Origin of the sequence: Hungatella sp. SL.1.14 (genome assembly GCF_024460495.1) — a bacterium.
GTDB lineage: Bacteria > Bacillota > Clostridia > Lachnospirales > Lachnospiraceae > Hungatella > Hungatella hathewayi.
This window is the reverse complement of the sequence record NZ_JANFYJ010000020.1, coordinates 130,354-150,943: the sequence shown is the minus strand read 5'-3', so window position 1 is coordinate 150,943 and position 20,590 is coordinate 130,354. Positions and strand designations below refer to the sequence as shown.

Sequence of the window (20,590 nt, the reverse complement as noted above, 5' to 3'; positions counted from 1 at the left end):
TATTAGACGGAGCAGTATTATTAGTTTCTGCAAAGGATGGCATACAGGCACAGACCCGCATACTGTTTCATGCACTACAGACAATGAAGATTCCGACAATTTTTTTCATCAATAAAATTGACCAAGAGGGGATTGATTTGCCAATGGTATATCGGGAAATGAAAGCAAAGCTTTCTTCGGAAATTATAGTGAAGCAAAAGGTTGGGCAGCATCCCCATATAAATGTAACGGACAATGACGATATGGGACAGTGGGATGCGGTAATTATGGGAAACGATGGACTATTAGAGAAATATATGTCAGGGAAACCGTTTAAAATGTCAGAACTGGAACAGGAAGAAAACAGGAGATTCCAAAACGGAACGTTATTTCCCGTTTATCACGGAAGCGCTAAAAACAATCTTGGGATTCGGCAGCTTATAGAAGTGATTGCCAGTAAGTTTTATTCATCAACGCCTGAAGGTCAATCTGAACTATGCGGGCAGGTTTTTAAGATTGAATATTCGGAGAAAAGGCGGCGTTTTGTTTATGTGCGTATATATAGCGGAACATTGCATTTGAGGGATGTTATTAGAATATCTGAAAAAGAGAAAATAAAAATCACAGAGATGTGTGTTCCGACAAACGGGGAATTATGTTCATCCGATACAGCCTGCTCTGGTGATATTGTAATTTTACCAAATGATGTTTTGCAGCTAAACAGTATTTTGGGGAACGAAATGCTGTTGCCGCAGAGAGCATTTATTGAAAATCCTCTCCCTATGCTCCAAACAACGATTGCAGTAAAGAAATCTGAACAGCGGGAAATATTGCTTGGGGCACTTACAGAAATTTCAGATGGCGACCCTCTTTTAAAATATTATGTGGATACTACAACGCATGAGATTATACTTTCTTTTTTGGGGAAAGTGCAGATGGAAGTCATTTGTGCCATCCTTGAGGAAAAATATCATGTGGAGGCAGAAATAAAAGAGCCTACTGTTATATATATGGAAAGACCGCTTAGAAAAGCAGAATATACCATCCACATAGAAGTCCCGCCAAACCCTTTCTGGGCTTCTGTCGGGTTGTCCATAGAGCCGCTCCCTATTGGAAGCGGAGTGCAGTATGAAAGCAGAGTTTCACTTGGATATTTAAACCAATCGTTCCAAAATGCGGTTATGGAGGGGGTCCTCTATGGCTGCGGGCAGGGGCTGTATGGATGGAAAGTGACAGACTGTAAAATCTGTTTTGAATATGGATTGTATTATAGTCCTGTAAGTACCCCCGCAGACTTTCGGCTGCTTTCCCCTATCGTATTGGAGCAGGCTTTAAAAAAAGCAGGGACAGAACTATTAGAGCCATATCTCCAATTTGAAATTTATGCACCGCAGGAATATCTCTCACGGGCGTATCATGATGCCCCAAGGTATTGTGCAGATATTGTAAGTACCCAGATAAAGAATGACGAGGTCATTCTGAAAGGAGAAATCCCTGCCAGATGTATTCAAGAATACAGGAACGATTTAACTTATTTCACAAATGGGCAGGGAGTCTGCTTGACAGAGTTAAAAGGATACCAGCCAGCTACTGGTAAACTTATTTGCCAACCCCGCCGCCCGAATAGCCGTATAGATAAGGTTCGGCATATGTTCCACAAGTTAGCCTAACAGCTTGCGAAAGTCGTATAAAATGAGATTTGAAAGGATTAGAAGCTAATTATGATGAAATGCGAATAGATATTGTGCCCTGTTTGTGGGAGCAAAACCCGTAATAAAATTAGGAAAGACACTGTTTTGAAGAAGTTTTGAAGAATTATCCCCTTTATTGTCCAAAATGCAGACAAGAAAGATTGATTAAAGTTGACAACTTGAAGATAACTGTCATCAAAGAGCCAGACGCTTAAGACGCAGAGTCGATGAAATTGTGGAACAATTCACGAATCATCGGCTCTTTTTGTTTCGTATTTGAAAGAACAAACTCACCAAATAAAAAAACGATATTCGGGTGGGTTATTTTGTTATACCCTAAATTACCCTCTGAATTTGTTTTTAAATTTGGAGGGTTTTTATGTTCCTTTTTTCGGGCGGTTGTCCATCTGCTTATATAAAGCAAAGTTTATCTATACATAGCATATCAGGGACTGGCAGGAAGCCAGTTAAAAAAATCCCTGCCAGTGCAACGGTACTTCTCACCATGAAGGTAGAAGTACAATCTCCATACAACAGAATTAGTATTTCCCATAACCGTAGAGGTCACAGAGCCTTTGCGGTTTTTCTTTTGTCGTTTTTTATCGGAATACGCCGCAGGGCTGTTACTTGTTTTGGGTGTCGTTCCCCGCCTCTCCATCTGGATTTTTACATTTCATCGCAGGCTAAAGCCTGCTCAATTCAGATTGATTGGAGGAAAAAAGAATGGCATATAACAACGGACGTGAGGACAGGAAGTGGCGTATCTGGAAAGAAGCCGAGGAAAAAGTGTTGCGGGAACATGGAGTTGATGAAACTACCATTGAACAAATCCGTATAGACGACAGGGCAGACTTTAATTCCAACAGGCGGTTTTACCATTGGACAAGCGATTTCGGGGAATACCTTGAGGGAATGGCAGACAAAGAGCAATCATCCGAGATAAAGACCGTTACGGATTTATTAGATGAAATCGAGGATGAAAATCTGTATCAGGCATTGCTTACGGTGGACAGGCGTACTCTGCAAATCGTTCTGCTGAAAATGCAGGGCTATTCCACAAAAGAGATTGCCCCGCTTGTGCATTTAACGACGGGTGCTATCTATGCACGGTTAGACCATCTCAGAAAAAAGTTGCAGAAGATTTTATAGGCATCTAATACAGCACGCTTTCTTATGGGCTATTGGGTGGGGGATAAAATTCTCCCGCCCAATTTTAGAATAAGTGAATAAAATCCCTGTCCATAGGGAATACTAAAAAGTTTGTGCAAAATCTTGACAGCCATATTGCCGCTATGGTATTCTAAAATACTAATGGGGAAATTGGAAGATTGAAAATTAAATAAGTACATAGATATAAAATTGAAATGTTGGTCAATCGACAAGGCTGACATGGGTTTTGAATTTCAAAGCCGCTACATAACATTGCGAATCAGATTGAGAGGGAATCCTCTTGTCGTTCGTGGTGTGGTGCAGCGGCTTTTTCATTTATCCAAAAGTCAAAGGTAATCAAATCCAGAACGGAGGTGGAAGCACATAGGATTTTCTTTTCGGAGGGTAAGGGCAGGTATAAAGAATGTCGCTGCACAGAAAAGTTGCCCTGCGGAGATGTCCGCAGGGATAGCGAGCATCGGATTGTGTCAGCCACAATCCCAATCCACAGCCTAAAGGCGTGTGGACTAACTTAGGGGACAGGTCTACGCTCCGCTTCGGTCGGCGCTAAGCGGACGTCCACTGGACGTCCAGCGCCCCTAGCTACCCCGATAAAAGAAAAAATAAGACTGGAGGATTAAGAAAAATGAGTAGAGAAAAATCAGAAAAAGTATGCATTACTTTTAGATTGAGCGAAGAAGAACATGAAAAATTAAAGCAGTATTCATCCGCCTGCGGTCTGTCCGCAGCAGAATTTATGCGTCAGTTATGCAGGGGAAATGCCCCACAGCCAATGCCGCAAACCGAGTTTTGGGAACTGCTAGGCAAGCTCTATGAAGTGCATGATGCTTTCAGAAAATGCGTCCCTTTCTATCCTGCCGCCGCTGAAATCTGTAAGGAGATTGAGCAGTTAGTGATGGATTTGCAGCAGAGATTTACTATGCCACAACCGTTTGATATGGAAAAATATGCAGGGAAAGGGGTAGTCTGATATGGCGGCAACGAGCCTCTGGCACATCGAAGGACGGTTGAAAGACCTGATTTCTTATGTGGAAAATCCAGAAAAGACCGTGCCGAATAAGGAGATGCAGGACTTCTTTGACGTGTTCTCCTATGTGAAAAATCCAGAGAAAACGGACAATGGAGAGTTTGTTTCCGCCATCAACTGTTTAAAAGAAACAGCGTTACAGCAGATGATTCTGACGAAAAAGCAGTACCAGAAGACAGGCGGGTATATCGCTTGGCACGGCTACCAGAGCTTCAAGCCAGACGAGGTAACGCCCGAACAATGCCACGAAATCGGCTTGAAACTGGCAAGGGAGATGTGGGGCGACAAGTACCAGATAATCGTTGCCACCCACCTTGACAGGGGGCATCTCCACAACCACTTCTGCTTCAACTCCGTTTCCTATCTGGATGGGAGCAAATATAATTACTCAAAATCGGAGCAGAAACGGCTAAGGGAAACGTCAGACCGCTTGTGCAGAGAGTACGGATTATCGGTGATTGAGAACCCGAAGAAAGCCCCTTCAAGACCGCTGTATCTGGATGAAAAGAGCGGCAAGCCGACACGCTACAACGTCTATCTGGAAGATTTGGCGGAGGCAATCAGCGGCAGTCGGGATATTCCGCACATGATGAGATACCTTACCGACAAAGGCTACGAGGTTGATTTTTCGGGCGGGCATTGGAAGATGAAGCTGCCGCAGTATAAGCATTTTACAAGATTAGATACGCTTGATGAACGCTTAACGCCCGATTTTATCCGCTCACATTTAGGCACAAGGGCAAGGTACGGGAACTATAAAGCGAGGATTTCCTACTCTCCCCATATGCCAGAGGAATATAAAAAGGCTTGGAAACCGCACCAGAAAACCACGGGAATCTTAGCGTTGTATTATTACTGGTGCTATCAGTTGGGGATATTCCCGAAAGGCACGGACTACAAGCCGACAAGCCCGCTGATGAAAGAGGAGCTTCGGAAACTGGACGAGATTACCGCACAGGTACGCTATATGTCAGAGCATGACATCTCCACCCTCTCCGATTTGCACGCCGACAGGGAGAAAAACCAGACGGAAATGGACATGCTTACCGACTATCGGCGGCACTTGCAGAATAAGATACGGCGTGCTTCACCCGCCGAGAAAGAAACGCTCCGAGAAGAAAAAAACGGAGTGACGGAGCAGATAACAGAACTGCGAAAGCGGCTGAAATATGCGGATGGAATTGAAAAACGCTCTGCCCACATTGATGATTGTTTAAACCAAATCCACGATACGGCTGAAAAACAGCGTTCAAACCAGAACGGGAGGGCAGGCAAAACAGACCGCAGGAGGGAGGAATCATTGCGATGAGCAGAAAGTCCGAAGAAGAAATACAGGCAATCATGGAGGAATACAGGGACGCCCCTATGGTAAATCCCGATAAAGTATATCCCCCTCTGCCGCCCGTCCAAAACGTCACTCCCCTTGTCCGTGTTCCAGAGCAGATGAGCTTTACCGAGAAAATCGGCGGCACGGAATACACCGTCGACGCCCATTTCCGAAAGGACGGGCGGGATTTGCTTTCCAAGCTTACGGATATTTTTATGCGTGGCATGCAGGGATATGAATGTTATAATGACGGGGATTGGAGTGGCGATGACGGAGCATAGCAGACCGCAGAAGAATTACCGCTTTAAAGCGTTGAAGTTTGAGGACAGGTATGGTACACTGTACCTACACTTCACAATACCGTGTCTGCTGTCGGAAAGGAGAACCTTATGAAAAGACAGCAGGAAAAATTTACCGCCTTGTACTGCCGTTTAAGCCAGGACGACGGACGGGAAGGCGAGAGCAACAGCATTGTAAACCAGAAAGAATATCTGATGAAGTACGCAAAGGAACACGGTTTCCCTAACCCGAAATTCTATGTGGACGACGGCTATACGGGTACGAATTTTGACCGCCCAAGCTTTAAGGAAATGTCGGCGGATATTGAAAAAGGGCTTGTAAAGACAGTCATTGTCAAAGATTTGTCACGCTTCGGCAGGAATTATATTGAGGTCGGCTCTTACTCCGAAATCATCTATCCCGAAGCGGGCGTGAGGTTCATCGCCATCATGGACAACGTGGACACTGGCAGCCTTGAGAGCAATGAATTTGCCGCCTTTACCAACCTTTTTAACGAATGGTATCCCAAAAGCACGAGCAAAAAGGTAAAGGAAGTTAAGAAAGCGAAGGGGCTTGCAGGCGAACATCTGGGTGCGCCGCCTTATGGATATTTACGGAATCCAGATGACAAGACCCGATGGCTTGTGGACGGGGAAGCGGCGGCAGTCGTCCGCAGGATATTCTCCCTCTGCATGCAGGGAAAGGGCGTGTCTGCCATAGCCACAACCCTCTGGAAAGACAGGACGCTTACCCCGTCAGCCTACAAAGCGTCAAAGGGAATCGGCGTTGCAAAAGTGTCGGAAGACCCGTATTGCTGGGAAACATCTGCCGTAGCCGCCATTCTGGAAAACGTAGCATATATCGGCATAACGGAAAGCTTCAAATCCACAAGGCTTGGCTTTAAGAGCAAAAAACGCATCCCCACCGCAAAGGACAGGCGGGCGTATATCGAAAATGCCCATGCCCCCATCATTGACAGGGATATATGGGAAAAGGTACAGATAATACGGGAAAACAAACGCAGACCGAACAAAAGCGGGATTACGAGCATGTTTTCTGGACTGCTCTATTGTGCCGACTGCGGGGCAAAGTTAAGCCTTGCCACTGCCAACGGATACGCCCATTTCCGCTGTTCGCAGTACAAACGGACGAGCCGCACGCAGAACTGCACGCAGCATTATATCCGAGAGGACGCATTAAACCAGTTGGTTTTGAAACAGCTTCAGCATTTCCTGTCCTATTTACAGCAGTTTGAGCGGGTATTTATCCGACGGCAGATAGACACCACCCTTGCGGAACGCCGATACGAACTGTCCGCAAAGCAGAAACAGATAGAAAAAGACGAAAAGCGGATGGATGAGCTTGACCGCCTGTTCCGCAAAATCTACGAGGACAATGTCAGCGGAAAACTGAATGACGAACGCTTTTACAAGCTGTCAGACGGATATGAAGCGGAGCAGGGACAGTTAAAGCGTGAAATCGAAGCGTTGACCGCAGAGGTCAGCCAAGCCGATATGGAAGTGACCAATGTAGCAAAGCTGATAGCCGTCACGAAGAAATATACCCGCATTGACGAACTCACGCCCGAAATCCTAAACGCATTTGTGGATAAAATCGTAATCCATGAGCGTGAGAAAAAGGACGGGAAACGGACACAGCAAATCGACATTTACTATTCCTATGTCGGGATTGTGGATATTCCCACAGACGAGGAAATGCGGGAAATGGAGCGGGAATATATGCGGCGTACTACACGTCAAACCGCCTGAATAAAGGCGAAAGCAGGAGTAAATCTGTACTCCTGCCGATACATATCTATTTTTATCCCTATCTGGTTTAACTCATAAACAATAAATCATACAATGATTTTACTACATACGCTTACTGCTATTACTACTGAAGTAGTCAAGCAGGATACAGCTATCTTTGACATACTTCACCCTCAGATTACTATATATTTCTATAACTCATCACATTTCCTCCACCCCCAGCAAAGTATCATTCTTCAAGAAAAATCGGTACACAATCCCTTTCCTCACCCCGCTCTGAACCGGTATCAAAAGCCGCTTTGCCTTGCCTTCCCCATCTACCACCTCAATTTCCCAATATCTTTTTCTGCCCTTACAGTTTTGTATCAGGGTCACTTCTCCCACCAGCGTCTCATATTTCTTCTGGAAAATAACCTGACAAAGGTATAAAAAGTAAAGACCCAGGCCGATCACGCACAGTATTGTGAGTTTTAAAACACCTTCTCCCTCCTGATGAATCTCCATAAAAACTCCCGCTGCCAGGATGCCCAGTATGACACCTGCATTTATGATTAGCTTTTTCATTAACATTTTCGGAACTCCCATCCATTCATGTTTCATATTCATATATTTCTGCCGTTTCAGGCAGCCTTTCTTTTATGGTCTGGTACATGGCCTGCATCTTATCCTCCGGGTAACCAAATGGGCTGACATAGAAAAGACACCGCCGGTTTTCTCCAAACCCACGGATTTCACTCTCACCGCCTTCTGGAATCTGTAGATAAAAACCACCTACTTTGGCTTCCCTTATTAGCGCCTGAACTTCCTTAAAATAGATTCTGCATTGCTCGTAGTGTTCCTTCTTCCAAGGTTGCCTTGCAACAAAACAACTGGTCTGAATTTCTAAGCAGCATCCGCTTAATGGCATAATCAACTGCTTTAGCTTCCAATAGCGAATTGCGCTTCCAAACATACCACACACACCAAGTCCGATGAATGGTCCACCGATGATGGCCGGAAAACGGGCCGCAAGAAAAAACAGCCCCAATGAGGCTGCTATTCCAAAAACAGGTATCATAATCAATGCTCTATCCCTTTGATCCATTCTGTGGTACATTGGTTTATCTGATGGCTCTAATCTCATGTGCTTATGCCCCCTTTTATGCAGCTCTTTTTCCTTTCCAATTTTCTAATACTCGCTCACACTCCATGATGGTCTGCTCACACATATAATCTGAAAAACATCCGATGTGTGTCTCTTTAGGCGGCAGGTTTAAGCTGCAGGATAACCAGGCATAAACTCCATTTTTGCACATGTACCCACTTTCAATCAGTCTGTTCATGGCACGATGCGCGCGGATTCTTTTATTACGAAGTTCTTTATCCGCCAAAGAGCCCATAGGCTTTTTCGTTCCTCTATGAACTCCTACATAGGAATTGCAATCCGGATATCCGCTGCATACATACAGCATGCTTCCTGCAGTTATCGTATCATCACCATAGACATACTCGGCTGGCCGCATAACAGCGTCTCGTCCACAGTAAGGACAAACGGGCATTGCAAGGTTAGGTTTCTTACGCGGATGTATCCGGACTACTTTCTGTTTTTTTTTCATTTCTTCTATCTCCTTCCTCCTTAATATAGATCTATTGTATAAAACGGTTATTCCTTAATACAAGGGTATTTCATAAATTTATTATGGGGAGAAATATGTCCCATTCCTCCCCTCTTTGCTTATACGTTTTGATTCTGCTTCTTTTTCCGATAATAGGTATATCCTGCAGTACCTGCACCGACACTGGTAACACCAATCACAGTGGCGACCGCTGCTCCATGGTTCTTTTTAGGTATGTAAACCCCCGTTGCTTTCATGGTGTATTGCTCTACCTCTTCTTCCCCGCTATCATAGGTAGAAATCAGGCGTACGCCTTCCTCCTCCGGAAAATAGGCACTTCCCTCATATATCACTGTGCAGTCACTCACCTTCTTGGTACCAGTTATAACAACCCTACGGCATAGGATACCCGCTTCATCTGTGTAAGCTTCCCCATCCCACCTTGCTGCTTCTATGGTATAATGCTCAGCATCAGCCTCAATCAGAGAAAGGAGCTGCCCTTCATATCCGGTGAAGTCTGGTTCAGTCCCACTCAGTTTAAAAACCTGGTCCCCAATCCAATAGCCGTCCAGCCCATATTCATGAAACACAGCTGAAAAGGAAAATGTATCGTCCAGGCGCTCCCCGCCAAATGTCTGGTCAGAAATTTTTGCAATAGTCTCCATCATCTGCCCGGTTTTCTCATCTGTTACCGTCATCTTGATTTTTGACGGTATCATGTCCTTGGCTTCCACTGCTTCATATAAGACTTCCTCACTTACCGGTACCTCATGAGCCCGTATAACGGCTGCTTCCTTCTGGGATTTTACCAAATGATAAGTAATTCCATTCCGGGTTATCTGTTCTTTCGGCCTAACCTCCACTTTTCCATCAATAAACGGGCTTGTTGCGATTTCAAAAGAATTTCCAGAACTCCTTTTCCCCTGTTCTTCCAGCACTTCTGTCCGGATTTCTGAGAGACGGTATTTTTTTCCGTCTCTCTCAATTTCTTTTTCAAACAGCTTTTCTGCTTCATTAGAATCGGGGTTTTCCGTTGTATACTGGTGTTCCTCATATATATTTTCAATTACATCTTCCGCTGCCTGAGACTCCATCACCGGCGTACTAACTACCATTATTGCCAACAATAGAAACATGCCAGCCTTTATCCCTGTTTTTGATTTCTTTTGTTTTTTTCTCCACTTTGAGAGGGAAACAATTAACAGGCTTACTACGGATGCAAGCCATGCCATGAACACCCCTACAAAATAGCTGGTATCTCCTGTCTTTGGTGCATGATTAAGTTCACCGACCATCAAATCACCCTCTCCCCTTCTATTTGTCTCATAATTGGCCGTGATTGTTCCGTAATGTTTCTGATCGGTAATGGTATTGTCGCCAATTATACTGCCGTCCTCAAACACCGTGAATGAAAAGACCGTCTCGTTTCTGTCATACCCTTCCGGTGCTGTCAGTTCCCTGAAATGATATTCCCCCGGAGACGGGACCGGAAAATATACTTTTCCCTTTTCATCACTAATGCCGGAGAAGATATGGTTTCCGTCCTGGTCTGTGACCTCGATCTCGGCGCCAGGCAGTTCCTCTGCTGTTGTTACATCCACTTTAGAGATTATCATTTCTGTTTTACTGTAGTTTTCCATAGTCGTATCCCCTTCTATGGTCCCATCTTCAGTTACTGCAAACGCATGCAGTACCTCATTTAGATAGTATCCCTCTGGTGCCTCCGTCTCTTTAAATGTATAGGCTCCTTTTAAAGGTTTCTTAAACCGGAATATTCCTGCTGCATTTGTAAATCCTTCCGCATAGACACTGCCGTCTGGATTGTAAACGGTAATCTTTGCCCCTGCAAGCTTCTGGCCAGTTCTTCCATCAATCTTAAACAGTTCCATATACTCCGCTGAGGGTCTCGGGTGATTCGGAGTGCTGCCACCGCCGCCACCTGAATGGGTGATTTTATAGTTCTTGACCACAAATTCCTGTATCGCCTCAATATCTTTTATTTCTATTTCCTGCGGCTCCATTTTCTCATAGCCGGAGGGAGCCTTCACCTCACGTATTATATACGTACCGCCCGCAAGGTTTTTAAAGTGTTCAGCCTCACCGTCCCTGGATGTCCATTTCCGGATTACTGTACCGTCCGAATCTCTTACCAGTTGAAGAACAGCGCCGCCCAGCAGTTTTCCTGTTTCTCCGCTAACCTTTCCTATCTCTATCTGAATTGGCTGGTTTTTAATATCAAAATGCTGCATGGTCTGATTAGGAAGGATCTCTATTTTCATATCCTCCATTGGGACATATCCTTCCGGTGCCTGTGTTTCCCTTATTGTATAGATACCAGACGGTATTCCTGTTAAAATAAACGGCTCCTTTCCTGACACCCATTCTTTCATTACAGTCTCCTCGTTTGTCCCCGCAGCCTTTAGAAGCTGAAGAACCGCCCCTTCCACTGGGCTGCCTTCCAAGGTGTCCGTCTTCTGGAGTTCCACCACAATCTTCTCATTTACCAGGTTAATCTCCTGCTTTTCCTCGGTTCCGCTCACGCAAAAGTTTAAACGCCCTGTTACTGCATAGCCCTCTGGGGCCGTCAGTTCCCTGATTGTATAGTCTCCGACAGAAAGTCCTTTAAAAATTTCAGGTATCTTCCCACTTACCCATTCTTTCAATACCATGCCATCGGCATCTCGAATCAACTGAAGTCTTGCTCCCGCCAGGTTTTCTCCGGTCTCTTTATCTGTTTTTGCCACTTCCACTTCAAGTTTCCGGTTTGTAATGGTAACGGTTTGTATTCCTGCTTTCTCCGTAATCTCGATTCTCACTGGTTCCTTTAAAAGCAGATAGCCGTCTGCCGCCTGGATTTCCTCCAGTATATACCAGCCTGCCTTTAAGCCGCGGATTAGTTCCGGTTCCCCAGTGGTAACCCATTTCGCCACCTGATTTCCTTCCCCATCTGTAAGCTGCAGCACTGCTCCTGTTACCGGTTCCCTGGTCTCCTCGTCCAGTTTGTCAATCATCAATTCGGTCATCCGGTTCTCCATTACAAACGTCTGTTGCTTATAATCTTTGGTCACGGTAATCCGCATGGGACCTTCCGATATCTGGTATCCTTCCGGAGCCTCTACCTCTTTCACTAAGTACACGCCTGCCGGGAGACCGAAGAACTGAATCGCTCCGGTTTCATCTGTAATCCATTCCTTAATGATTTCCCCGGACGCTTGCAAAATCAGCTGCATCTTCGCGCCCTTTAAAGGATTTCCGGTTTCACTGTCCACCTTTCTGATTTCAATCTTGGTGTCATCATCAAACATCTCCACCATAGGGATGTCATCCACTGTCATGTTCCCGGATATTGTAAAGTACACTTTCTCTGCTTCTATATACCCTTCCGGTGCCCGTGTCTCGATTAGGACATACATCCCCTCTGTCAGGCATTCCAGTTCGTGCGGGACCTCCGTGGAAATCCAGCTTTCAATCACATCACCGTCAATCCGTATAACCGTTCCGTCCTTGTCAACCATCTCTGTGACTCTGCGGACCTCTAAGCTGGCGCCTGGCAGTTCCTCCTTTGTTGTAAGCTGCTTTTTAGAAATGATAACCCTATTAGGGCTATCCGCTGCTTCATACTGATAGGTGAGCGTCTGGTACTGGTCTGTCTTTATATTAAACTGGAAGTCGTGGACTGTCGGGTCAAGCAGATAACCGTCAGGCGCTTCCACCTCCTGTATCCGGAAATGATAGAGGCTTACCGCCCCATCCGTTCCTATCCCTCCAATGGGGACCGGGGAGCTGACTGCCCGACCATCGGAATCCGTTATCAGAATGGTCGCCACATTGGTATCCAGATTGGACAATCGGAACCTTGCACCTGATAAAACTTGTTCCGGATTCCTTTTATCGGTCTTGATAATCTCAACCTGGCCCAGAATCAGTTCATTTACCAGTTCAATCTTTTGAATATCCAGTGTATCAACAATCGCAAACGGCAGTTCTGCAGCCCTCACATATCCAAAGGGAGACTGTTCCTCAACAAAATAGTAATTCCCTGCGGCCGGCTGACTTAACTCATGAAGCCTTAAATCCCCGATTTCATAACCTTCCGGTATCCTGCCTTCTTTCTGGTCCCGCTTCGTGTATGTTCCGTCTGAGCCGGAAATCCAGCGTTCCACCAGATACGCATCTTCGTACTCCATAGCCGGAATATGGTTCCCGTCTTCATCCTGCAACAGATTCCCGTCCGTATCGGTTACATACAACAGATTACCGTTTTTGTCTTTCATTTGGTGTTTGGCAAGTGTACCATCTTCCTTTGCACGGTAGACGGCAACTGTGGCTCCGGAAATTTCTTTTCCACCTGTCACATTCACTTTTGTCAGGAGTACCTGAATCGGTTCGTCTGTCATGGTAATGGTCTGCACACGTTCCTTAGAACCCACATCAAGGACTGGTACATAAACCGGTGCTGCCACTGTATAGCCGTAAGGAGCCTGCTCTTCTACCAACACATATTTCCCCACCGGAAGATACTCGAAACGCATGGCTCCTGTCTCCGTGATATAGCAAACCGCCTGACTGGTTCCCGGAACCTGCTCTATCTCATAATCATAGGCCGTGTAGCTGTGTCCACCCGGTATGGTAACCTGATGGGCCGTTTTTCTCACATCACTTCCATCATCTGTCTGCCATTCATACACCTTCTTTTCCTGATGATAGAGTATGGTTCCATCATCTCTATACTGCACTTCCCCATTCTCATCTACCTGGGCTTCGTATAAAGCCAGTGTGGCCCGGTGAAGATTATCCATCACAGCCCCGGTCCGGGAGTCCAGCTTTAAAACCTCTACCGCTGTATGATCATCTTCCATTACATAGCCTTGTACTTCACCGGTTTCCAATATGGTGACTTCCACATCCTCCGCCGTCACATAGCCGGCCTTTGTTGGTACTCTTGTTTCCTGAAGAATATAATCTCCCGGCATGATATGGTCAATCCAGTGTGGAACGTTTCCTTCTGACACCCATCGTTCCGCTACAATCGGTTTATCCTCCATATCCCGGAGAATTTCCAAATGCCACCCCCGGTCGGAATCATCATAGACGCGGTATGCTTCGTAGAGTGTTAAAACCGCGCCCTCAATCTCTTTTCTGGAAGTCATATCAAGCTTTGATACCTCAATCTTTGTGTAATCATCCTCCATCACATAGGACTGCTTCTCGCTTACATCACGGACAATCACACCGACTGATGCGGACTGTACATAACCGTCTGACAACGGGGCAGCTGTCTCCTCCAGGATATAGGCGCCCTGCCTTACTCTTGCAATTTCACAGGCACCATGGTCCGTCACCCATTCATTCTCAATCCATATAACACCGCCATCCTTATAATAGATAGGAAGCCCGTTTTCATCTGGTACTGGCTGCAAATCCATGTTGATAGATGAATTTCCTTCCCCGTTGGTATATACTTCTACGGATTGGGAAATGATTTTATCCCCATTTTCATCAAGCGGCCAGACAATCACTGCGCCGGTTTTATCTGTCACATAAGCCATACCTGTTTCTGAATCCAACATACAGAGACGGTTCCCCCAGTCATCCAGTCCATAGAGGATGCCGGTCTGTTCATCAAGTTCTGTGGGATCATATTTTAAGTCAAAATACCATATGTCCACGGGTGGATTATCCTCTTCTGTAATATCCCACTCCGCCTGCCCTGCTGCGTTTGTCCCAGTCTGTCTTATATCGGTATCCACGCCGGTATCATACGCCTGGATTCCCGTTACTGAGCCAAATAGATTTCTCTTCACCTTGACTTTCTCATACTCGTGTTCCCCAGTCTGCTTTACTTCCAACCCCTCATACAATGTCAGTGTTGCATTCTCCACATATATCTTCTCCTGACCGTTTTCAAGGCGTTTTGTCACATAACCAAACCCGGCAAATTCCCCATTGGGTTTATACTGTAAATCCACGTCCCCGCGGTTATTTAGCTGCTTTTCATCTCCCTCTACACGGTATGTGACGGCATCCGCACGGTTTTCCAGCTTATGTATTTCTATATGTGTAGGTGCATTCTTTACAATAATCTGGTGCTTATCCTCTACAACGGTTTTCCCGTCAGCGCCAATGGGACGCATGTACTGGTATTTTACCGCCTGCGTCCTTTTCTCCTGATTGCCGTCTTCATAATATTCCACCTTGTCGCTGTATACCGTAAATGCAATAGGTTTCGACTTCACATATCCATCCGGTGCCTCTACCTCCACCAGAACATAAGCGCCGGCGCCTAACGGCTGATACGTTTCCAGATACCCCACGCACTGCTTCTCTGTATGCAGGCTTCCGTCCTCTCCTTCAACTTCTCCGTCCCGGATTGTGGTATAAGCCTTAAAAACCCCTACTTCCGCTCCGGTGTCGTCCTGCATGAAAATCTGTTCACGTTCCTCATAGAGAGGTGTTCCCTCCTCATCAAACAGGATATCCCCGCTTCCTGTCACACCGGAAGCACCGTTTCCAATCACGTCCCTTTTGGCTGCATAAATCTTAAAGAGTGCTCCTTCATGCAGAATATTTTCTCCAGTTTCAGAATCCAATTTCTCAATCCTGAGTCTGGAGCTGTAAAACTCATTCTCAAAATCCTTGACTGCAAAGGAAATAAAATTAAAGGTTCCATCTGTCTCCAGGCCAGCTTCCCGGTTTCCGATATCGCCGTCATCGTTGATTACTTCTCCATATCTGGGATCTAACACACTCCAGGGTACAAGTGCTTTCGCGTACATCCGGTCCACGGCAGTAGACTTTCCGGTCATGGTAACCACTCCATTCATTGTTACACCATAATCCGCTATCGTTCCATCCCGGTCGTAATAAGTTTCATAATACACCTGGTCTGCACTTCCAGCATCCTCGCTGATAGAGCCGTAATGATAATACCTCGCTACTGTCTCATTCTGGCAATCCCTTCTGCGGTCCGGCTCCAGACCATACTTAAACACTTCAAAATCGCCGTCATTATTATGCGCATATATGATATGGGTTTCTTCATTAAATCGAATCTGATAACGCTCAGTCAATTCCTCCGGTGTCATGGCAGAGTCGTAAAGATATTCCTTAGATGGGATTTTATCATGTACTGTACCATCGGCATCTATCTGTGGAACAAAAGGAATCTCTACCTCCTGAGGCGCATCAATCTCATAATGTTTTTGTGGGATGCCTGTTGGCTGCTGCTCCACCAAAACATATGTACCGTAAGGAAGCATCCTGCTTTGTCCCCAGTAGTCGTCCTTCCCGCCGCCCCGGTTTGCATGTACGGTTGTCATATCCCCGTCTGCATCATACTTTTCCAAATCCCACTCAATTGCAAGCTCAGACGCAGCATCGGGATTTTCCTTGAAAAATGTTACATAGTCATAACTGCCATCTTCCTTTTTCATAAGCTTGTCTGTTTTCTCTAAATCAGAACGCAGATACAGTTTAAAGAAAAAGCCGGGAAGCGTCTTCGTCTCCTGTGTTCCGTTATACCCTCCAAAAAGAACGGTAAACGGGTCACGGTGAATCTCATAGGTATTATGCTCATAGGAGTCCAGAGCAATATCCTTTTTCACCTCGATTGCCTGCTTAATCACCCGCTCCAGCATAATAACCGGCTCTTTCCGTGTGCCGTTATCTTCATAGATTTCATACTGGCCCGGATAGAATAATACAGGGAACTTTAGATAAGAGCCACTCTTCTGTGCAGGTTTGGTCGTCATGACGTTCACGGTTGCTGTATATTCTGTTATTTTCTGTTCTGTCACTACACGGTAAGTTCTCTCATGTTTTTCCCCCTCTGTAAATTCCTCGTCCGTATCCACATGGATGCTCACCTGGCCCTCCACTGCGGTTGTCTTTACAGGGGTCAGAATTTCCTCATAGGAAACCACCTCCTGGCTGGTATAGATTGGAACCGCCTCCATCTGCGGGATTTTCTGTCCTTCACTGTCCAATATGAACTCCCCAGCCGCATAGGTCTCATAGACAGGTGCATAAACCGTCTTTAACAGAATTTCGTCTTGCCCCAAAGCCTCCAGGTCCAGTTCCTTTTTCTCTACTGTGAAGCGGTAACCATCCATATCATACTGTCCCTCTTCATAGACTGCATAATAAAACCCGCCCTCATATTCCTTTCGGATTACTAAAAGACCACTGCCGCTTTCATAAATGGCTGGCTGGTTCGCCAATGCTTTATATCCATAACGAATTCTTGCATACCAGGTTCCCGCCTCCTCATATACTGCATCTACATCATATGCATCCCAAAAACTTTCCGAGGAGCAGAAGGTCAGAATCTCATCTATCATCTTCCCATTTGTCTTTCCAGATAATTTGAGTTTTTTTAACGGGTAATCAGACAGCCCACTCTTATACCCCGAAAGAGCAAGAGCCGATGACGTCTCCCACAAAATATAATCCTCGTCAATATCTTCTGATTCTTCCATATCCAAATCGGACGGTTCCTCCCGCTCAATGGATGAGATATAATCATTTAATCGGTTCACTGCCGAAACCGTTTGGGTGAGCGCCCGGTCAGACAACACCGGATTGCCGCTATCATCTGATTTTATAATCTTATTCCCGGTTTCGTCTAACTTGTATTCTCCACCCTCGGCAGTCCGGTACAGGATATTTCCCTGCGCATCTTTTTTCTCTACGCACTCTGTTCCGGTTATCACCTGCTCCTGTGATGCAGTCTCTTTTCTTGTCACCTCATATGCCTTGACACGCTCCGGGAGACCGGAAAGCAGAATATCGAAACCCTTTGTTTTATAATATTTAACCGTAAAATCATAGGAATCCTCAAACCATTCATTAATACTATGGGTAAATCCATCTGTATAGGCGCTCCCTGACGCGGTTAAGACAATAGGCTTTCCTGTTCGATTGCTCTCAGATAAGTTCTTGCCGGTTACAGAACGTTCATAACCTTCAGAGCGTGAGATTTCTTCTATATAATAACTGCCTAAAATAAGCGGACGTCCAATCCAGCCATTTCCATTCCGTACTTCATTACCCGTATAGAGATTCGGTACCTCTCTTGAGGTTTCTGATACTTCTGTTATGGTTAAGAATGAAGCATCACCATTTTTATCCGTTGTGGCAATGGATACCAACTCCCCCGCAGAAAATACAACACCGGTTTTCCCATCTGGATGCCTGATGTCCTCTGCCGCATATAGTCCATATACAGCGCCCTCTAAGGTTGCATCTGCTTGGGCTTTTCCATAGCTGTCCTCTTCCAGCTCAAAAAGTTCTTTATCCCGCTTATTAATATGCAGCTCTCCTTCTGTTCTGTGATCCTTCACCAGATAAGCGTAACCAATGTACCCGGACGGATAGCTGCCTTGCTCAATCGGTGCCACTTCACTGTCTTCCTGGACACCATCCCATTCCCAGTGCCCGCCTGTTCCAACTTTTATAGAGGCCGGGCGTGAAACCAAATAGGTGGACGCATTTGACGGTGTGGCTACGTCCTTTTCTATCCCTATCTGGGATCTGGTTGCTACGGTAGGAAGGTCCTCTGTTATGGTCTCTTCTTCCACTGATTCAGCTTCATTTCCAGAATCCTGCGTTTCAGCTTCAGGACTGGCCTCTTCATCTGTTTCCTCTCTGTTTTCCATTGATGGCTGGGATGCCTCATCAGACTCTTTTATTTCTGTTGTATCTGCTGTTTCCTCTGACCCGGCATCCACCTCCTTCGCCCCTTCCTCACCGGTCTCTGCTGTGTCACCGGAAGATTCCGATTCATGTTTCTTTGTGTTCTCATGCTCCTTAAAAGCAGGCTCTTGTTCATTCCCTTTATCCTCAGGTATTTTTTCCTGTCCGGTAACTGAATCACTGTTTTGATTCCCTTCATCTGACATTCCCGCCTGAACAATATCTGTAACCTTCTCCGATTTTGACAACTGCGGCACATCCTCCATCTCTCGAACCGAAACTGCCCGATTGCCAGGGTAATAGCCGGTAATGGCACCCTCTCCTTCTGACTGAGAAGATGAAAATTCAACAATTTCAATGGAGACATCATCATTGTGCAGGTCATGAAGGATATATCCGGTTCTGGCGTCTGTTTCCCTGACTGTGTAAATACGCTTCAGGTGAATATAGGTACTCCATGCCTCATCCCGGTCCTCCTCCATTAAGTCTCTGGCAACGCCCTCATCGATGGAATGGAAATCACAATTTTCCTCACACCAGTCCACGCACTCCTGCCAGGCATCCCAGGCTTTTTTCTTCCGGCGTTCATTTTCTTCATCGGCCGAGTCAGAGTCACCATCCACATAATGAATGACTGGATCTGGGTGTCCCCCACAATAAGTCTTCTCATATTTATAAAGCTTCTTATCCGAATGCGAAAAATGTCCGTTGGCATCTGTACCAAGCCCCATATCGCACACAGTTAAATCTTCAAATTTCCCTTCTGATGTGGGCACCATTTTCATAAACTGGTCTTTTTCCAGATTTGTCCCGTCAAGCTGCGAAAACTCAAACTTTTCTAATACTTCAAAGGTGGAGTTTTCCAAAGTTTTCCCTGTCTCGGAACACTGCTTTTCCAGTTCAATGACATAATCCCGCTTAAAGGTCTCCTCATGAAGGTACTGGGTATATGGAATTTCATAGTCTCCTTCCCCTCGGTGTGTTGTACTTTTTCCAAAAGACAGCCAAACCTCCCACGATTCCTGTTTCCCTGCCATTGTAATCATGGCCTGTTTCCCATCTACTGCACTGCTCTCGTTCCAACCATCCGGATACCAGATTTTAAAGCTATTGGGCTTAACCCAGTATTGAGCCCCCAGGGAGCCATCCTGAAAATGTCCCCTCACAAGGCCAATATCGGGATTACCTGTCGTACATGTAAATGTGATTCTACCATGTTCCAGAGACACATTCCACCCTTCTGGCAAATCATAAACAAGCGTGGACTGCCTCCAATCATCACCGTCAAACTCCAATGTAATACTATAGGTCCCATCCCCGTTTTCCTTCATTTTATGTACCGGCGCCTGGCTTTGAAATTTAGATGCAAAGGGTGGAACGGCTCCTTCCTCCACTGCTCCATTAACCTGTTTAAAAAATTGTTCCAATGCTCCTCTTGTCAATACCGCAAGCATAGGATCTTTCAGGTTCTCGATTAGGACTTCCATCTGACTACGGAAATCATCTAACCCATTCCAATTTCCTGACATAATGGCCCAGGTAGCTGCCTGCCCCAAAATATAATGTCCCTGGCCGATTTTCCCATTTCCCGAAATGCCTCCTTCAAAATTACCTGATGATGAGAGGGCGTACCATAAAATTTCCGCATCCTCTCTTGTCAGCCCAAGGGGCAGGTTGTCACCATCCGTATCAAGGTCATATGTTACAATCGTTCCCGGAGTGCCCGAACGCATGGACTTATTCGGTTCCAGGCAGTATCCAGGTGCAGAATGGCCGCCTTCTACATTGGTAATCCCATATGGCCAAAGGCCAACCCGATTATGGTTTTTTCCATAAAAAGGAAAACTTGCTCCCTCTTTTAAAAGATTCTGGGAGCCATAATAGGCAAACGTACTTCCTCTGTTTTCTCCCTCCGATGCATCTGCTGAAATAATACTAAATCCAACATAAAAAAAAGACTGAACCGCAAGTAACACCGCTAAAAACAGCGAGCCACCACGCTTCAGTCTTTTAAAAAAGCTATCGTGTCGTATCATATTTTTCCTCATTTCCAAAAAACC

The 20,590-nt window shown here is 45.6% G+C and carries 10 protein-coding genes and 1 pseudogene; 7 read left to right on the top strand and 4 right to left on the bottom strand.

What is annotated here, in order from left to right; translation table 11 throughout:
- The 7 genes and pseudogenes from tet(O) to NE473_RS20755 form a co-directional block, all read left to right on the top strand.
- The coding region (tet(O), locus tag NE473_RS20785) for a tetracycline resistance ribosomal protection protein Tet(O) (RefSeq protein WP_256265376.1) at positions 1 to 1,649 on the top strand (1,649 nt) is incomplete at its 5' end.
- Positions 1,650 to 1,718: 69 nt separating this feature from the next.
- Positions 1,719 to 1,901, top strand: a pseudogene (locus tag NE473_RS20780) (cysteine-rich KTR domain-containing protein).
- A 492-nt stretch (positions 1,902 to 2,393) separates the two neighbouring features.
- A complete protein-coding gene (locus NE473_RS20775; RefSeq protein WP_071132115.1) occupies positions 2,394 to 2,819 on the top strand; it encodes a sigma-70 RNA polymerase sigma factor region 4 domain-containing protein in 426 nt (141 codons plus the stop codon).
- Positions 2,820 to 3,465: 646 nt separating this feature from the next.
- On the top strand, positions 3,466 to 3,810 hold the full coding sequence (locus tag NE473_RS20770) for a plasmid mobilization protein (RefSeq protein WP_071132116.1): 345 nt from the start codon (positions 3,466 to 3,468) through the stop codon (positions 3,808 to 3,810).
- Between the two features lies 1 nt (position 3,811).
- Positions 3,812 to 5,176 carry a relaxase/mobilization nuclease domain-containing protein gene (locus NE473_RS20765; RefSeq protein WP_071132117.1) on the top strand — a complete coding sequence of 455 codons (1,365 nt, stop codon included), beginning with the start codon at positions 3,812 to 3,814 and terminating at the stop codon, positions 5,174 to 5,176.
- Positions 5,173 to 5,475, top strand: coding sequence for a hypothetical protein (locus tag NE473_RS20760; RefSeq protein ID WP_071132118.1), 303 nt, complete (start codon positions 5,173 to 5,175; stop codon positions 5,473 to 5,475). The genes NE473_RS20765 and NE473_RS20760 overlap by 4 nt, the downstream gene beginning before the upstream one ends.
- 108 nt (positions 5,476 to 5,583) lie before the next feature.
- Positions 5,584 to 7,242 carry a recombinase family protein gene (locus NE473_RS20755; protein WP_071132119.1) on the top strand — a complete coding sequence of 553 codons (1,659 nt, stop codon included), beginning with the start codon at positions 5,584 to 5,586 and terminating at the stop codon, positions 7,240 to 7,242.
- 201 nt (positions 7,243 to 7,443) lie between these two features.
- Here the strand turns inward: NE473_RS20755 and NE473_RS20750 are convergent, their stop codons facing one another.
- From NE473_RS20750 to NE473_RS20735, 4 genes are all read right to left on the bottom strand, one after another.
- On the bottom strand, positions 7,444 to 7,812 hold the full coding sequence (locus NE473_RS20750; RefSeq protein ID WP_002591414.1) for a hypothetical protein: 369 nt from the start codon (positions 7,810 to 7,812) through the stop codon (positions 7,444 to 7,446).
- A gap of 19 nt (positions 7,813 to 7,831) precedes the next feature.
- Positions 7,832 to 8,365 carry a hypothetical protein gene (locus NE473_RS20745; RefSeq protein WP_002591413.1) on the bottom strand — a complete coding sequence of 178 codons (534 nt, stop codon included), beginning with the start codon at positions 8,363 to 8,365 and terminating at the stop codon, positions 7,832 to 7,834.
- 16 nt (positions 8,366 to 8,381) lie between these two features.
- Entirely contained in the window at positions 8,382 to 8,837 is a 456-nt protein-coding gene (locus tag NE473_RS20740; protein ID WP_002591412.1) for a zinc-finger-containing protein, read from the bottom strand.
- A 119-nt stretch (positions 8,838 to 8,956) separates the two neighbouring features.
- Entirely contained in the window at positions 8,957 to 20,566 is an 11,610-nt protein-coding gene (locus tag NE473_RS20735) for a SpaA isopeptide-forming pilin-related protein (protein ID WP_155560798.1), read from the bottom strand.
- Positions 20,567 to 20,590 lie beyond the last annotated feature (24 nt).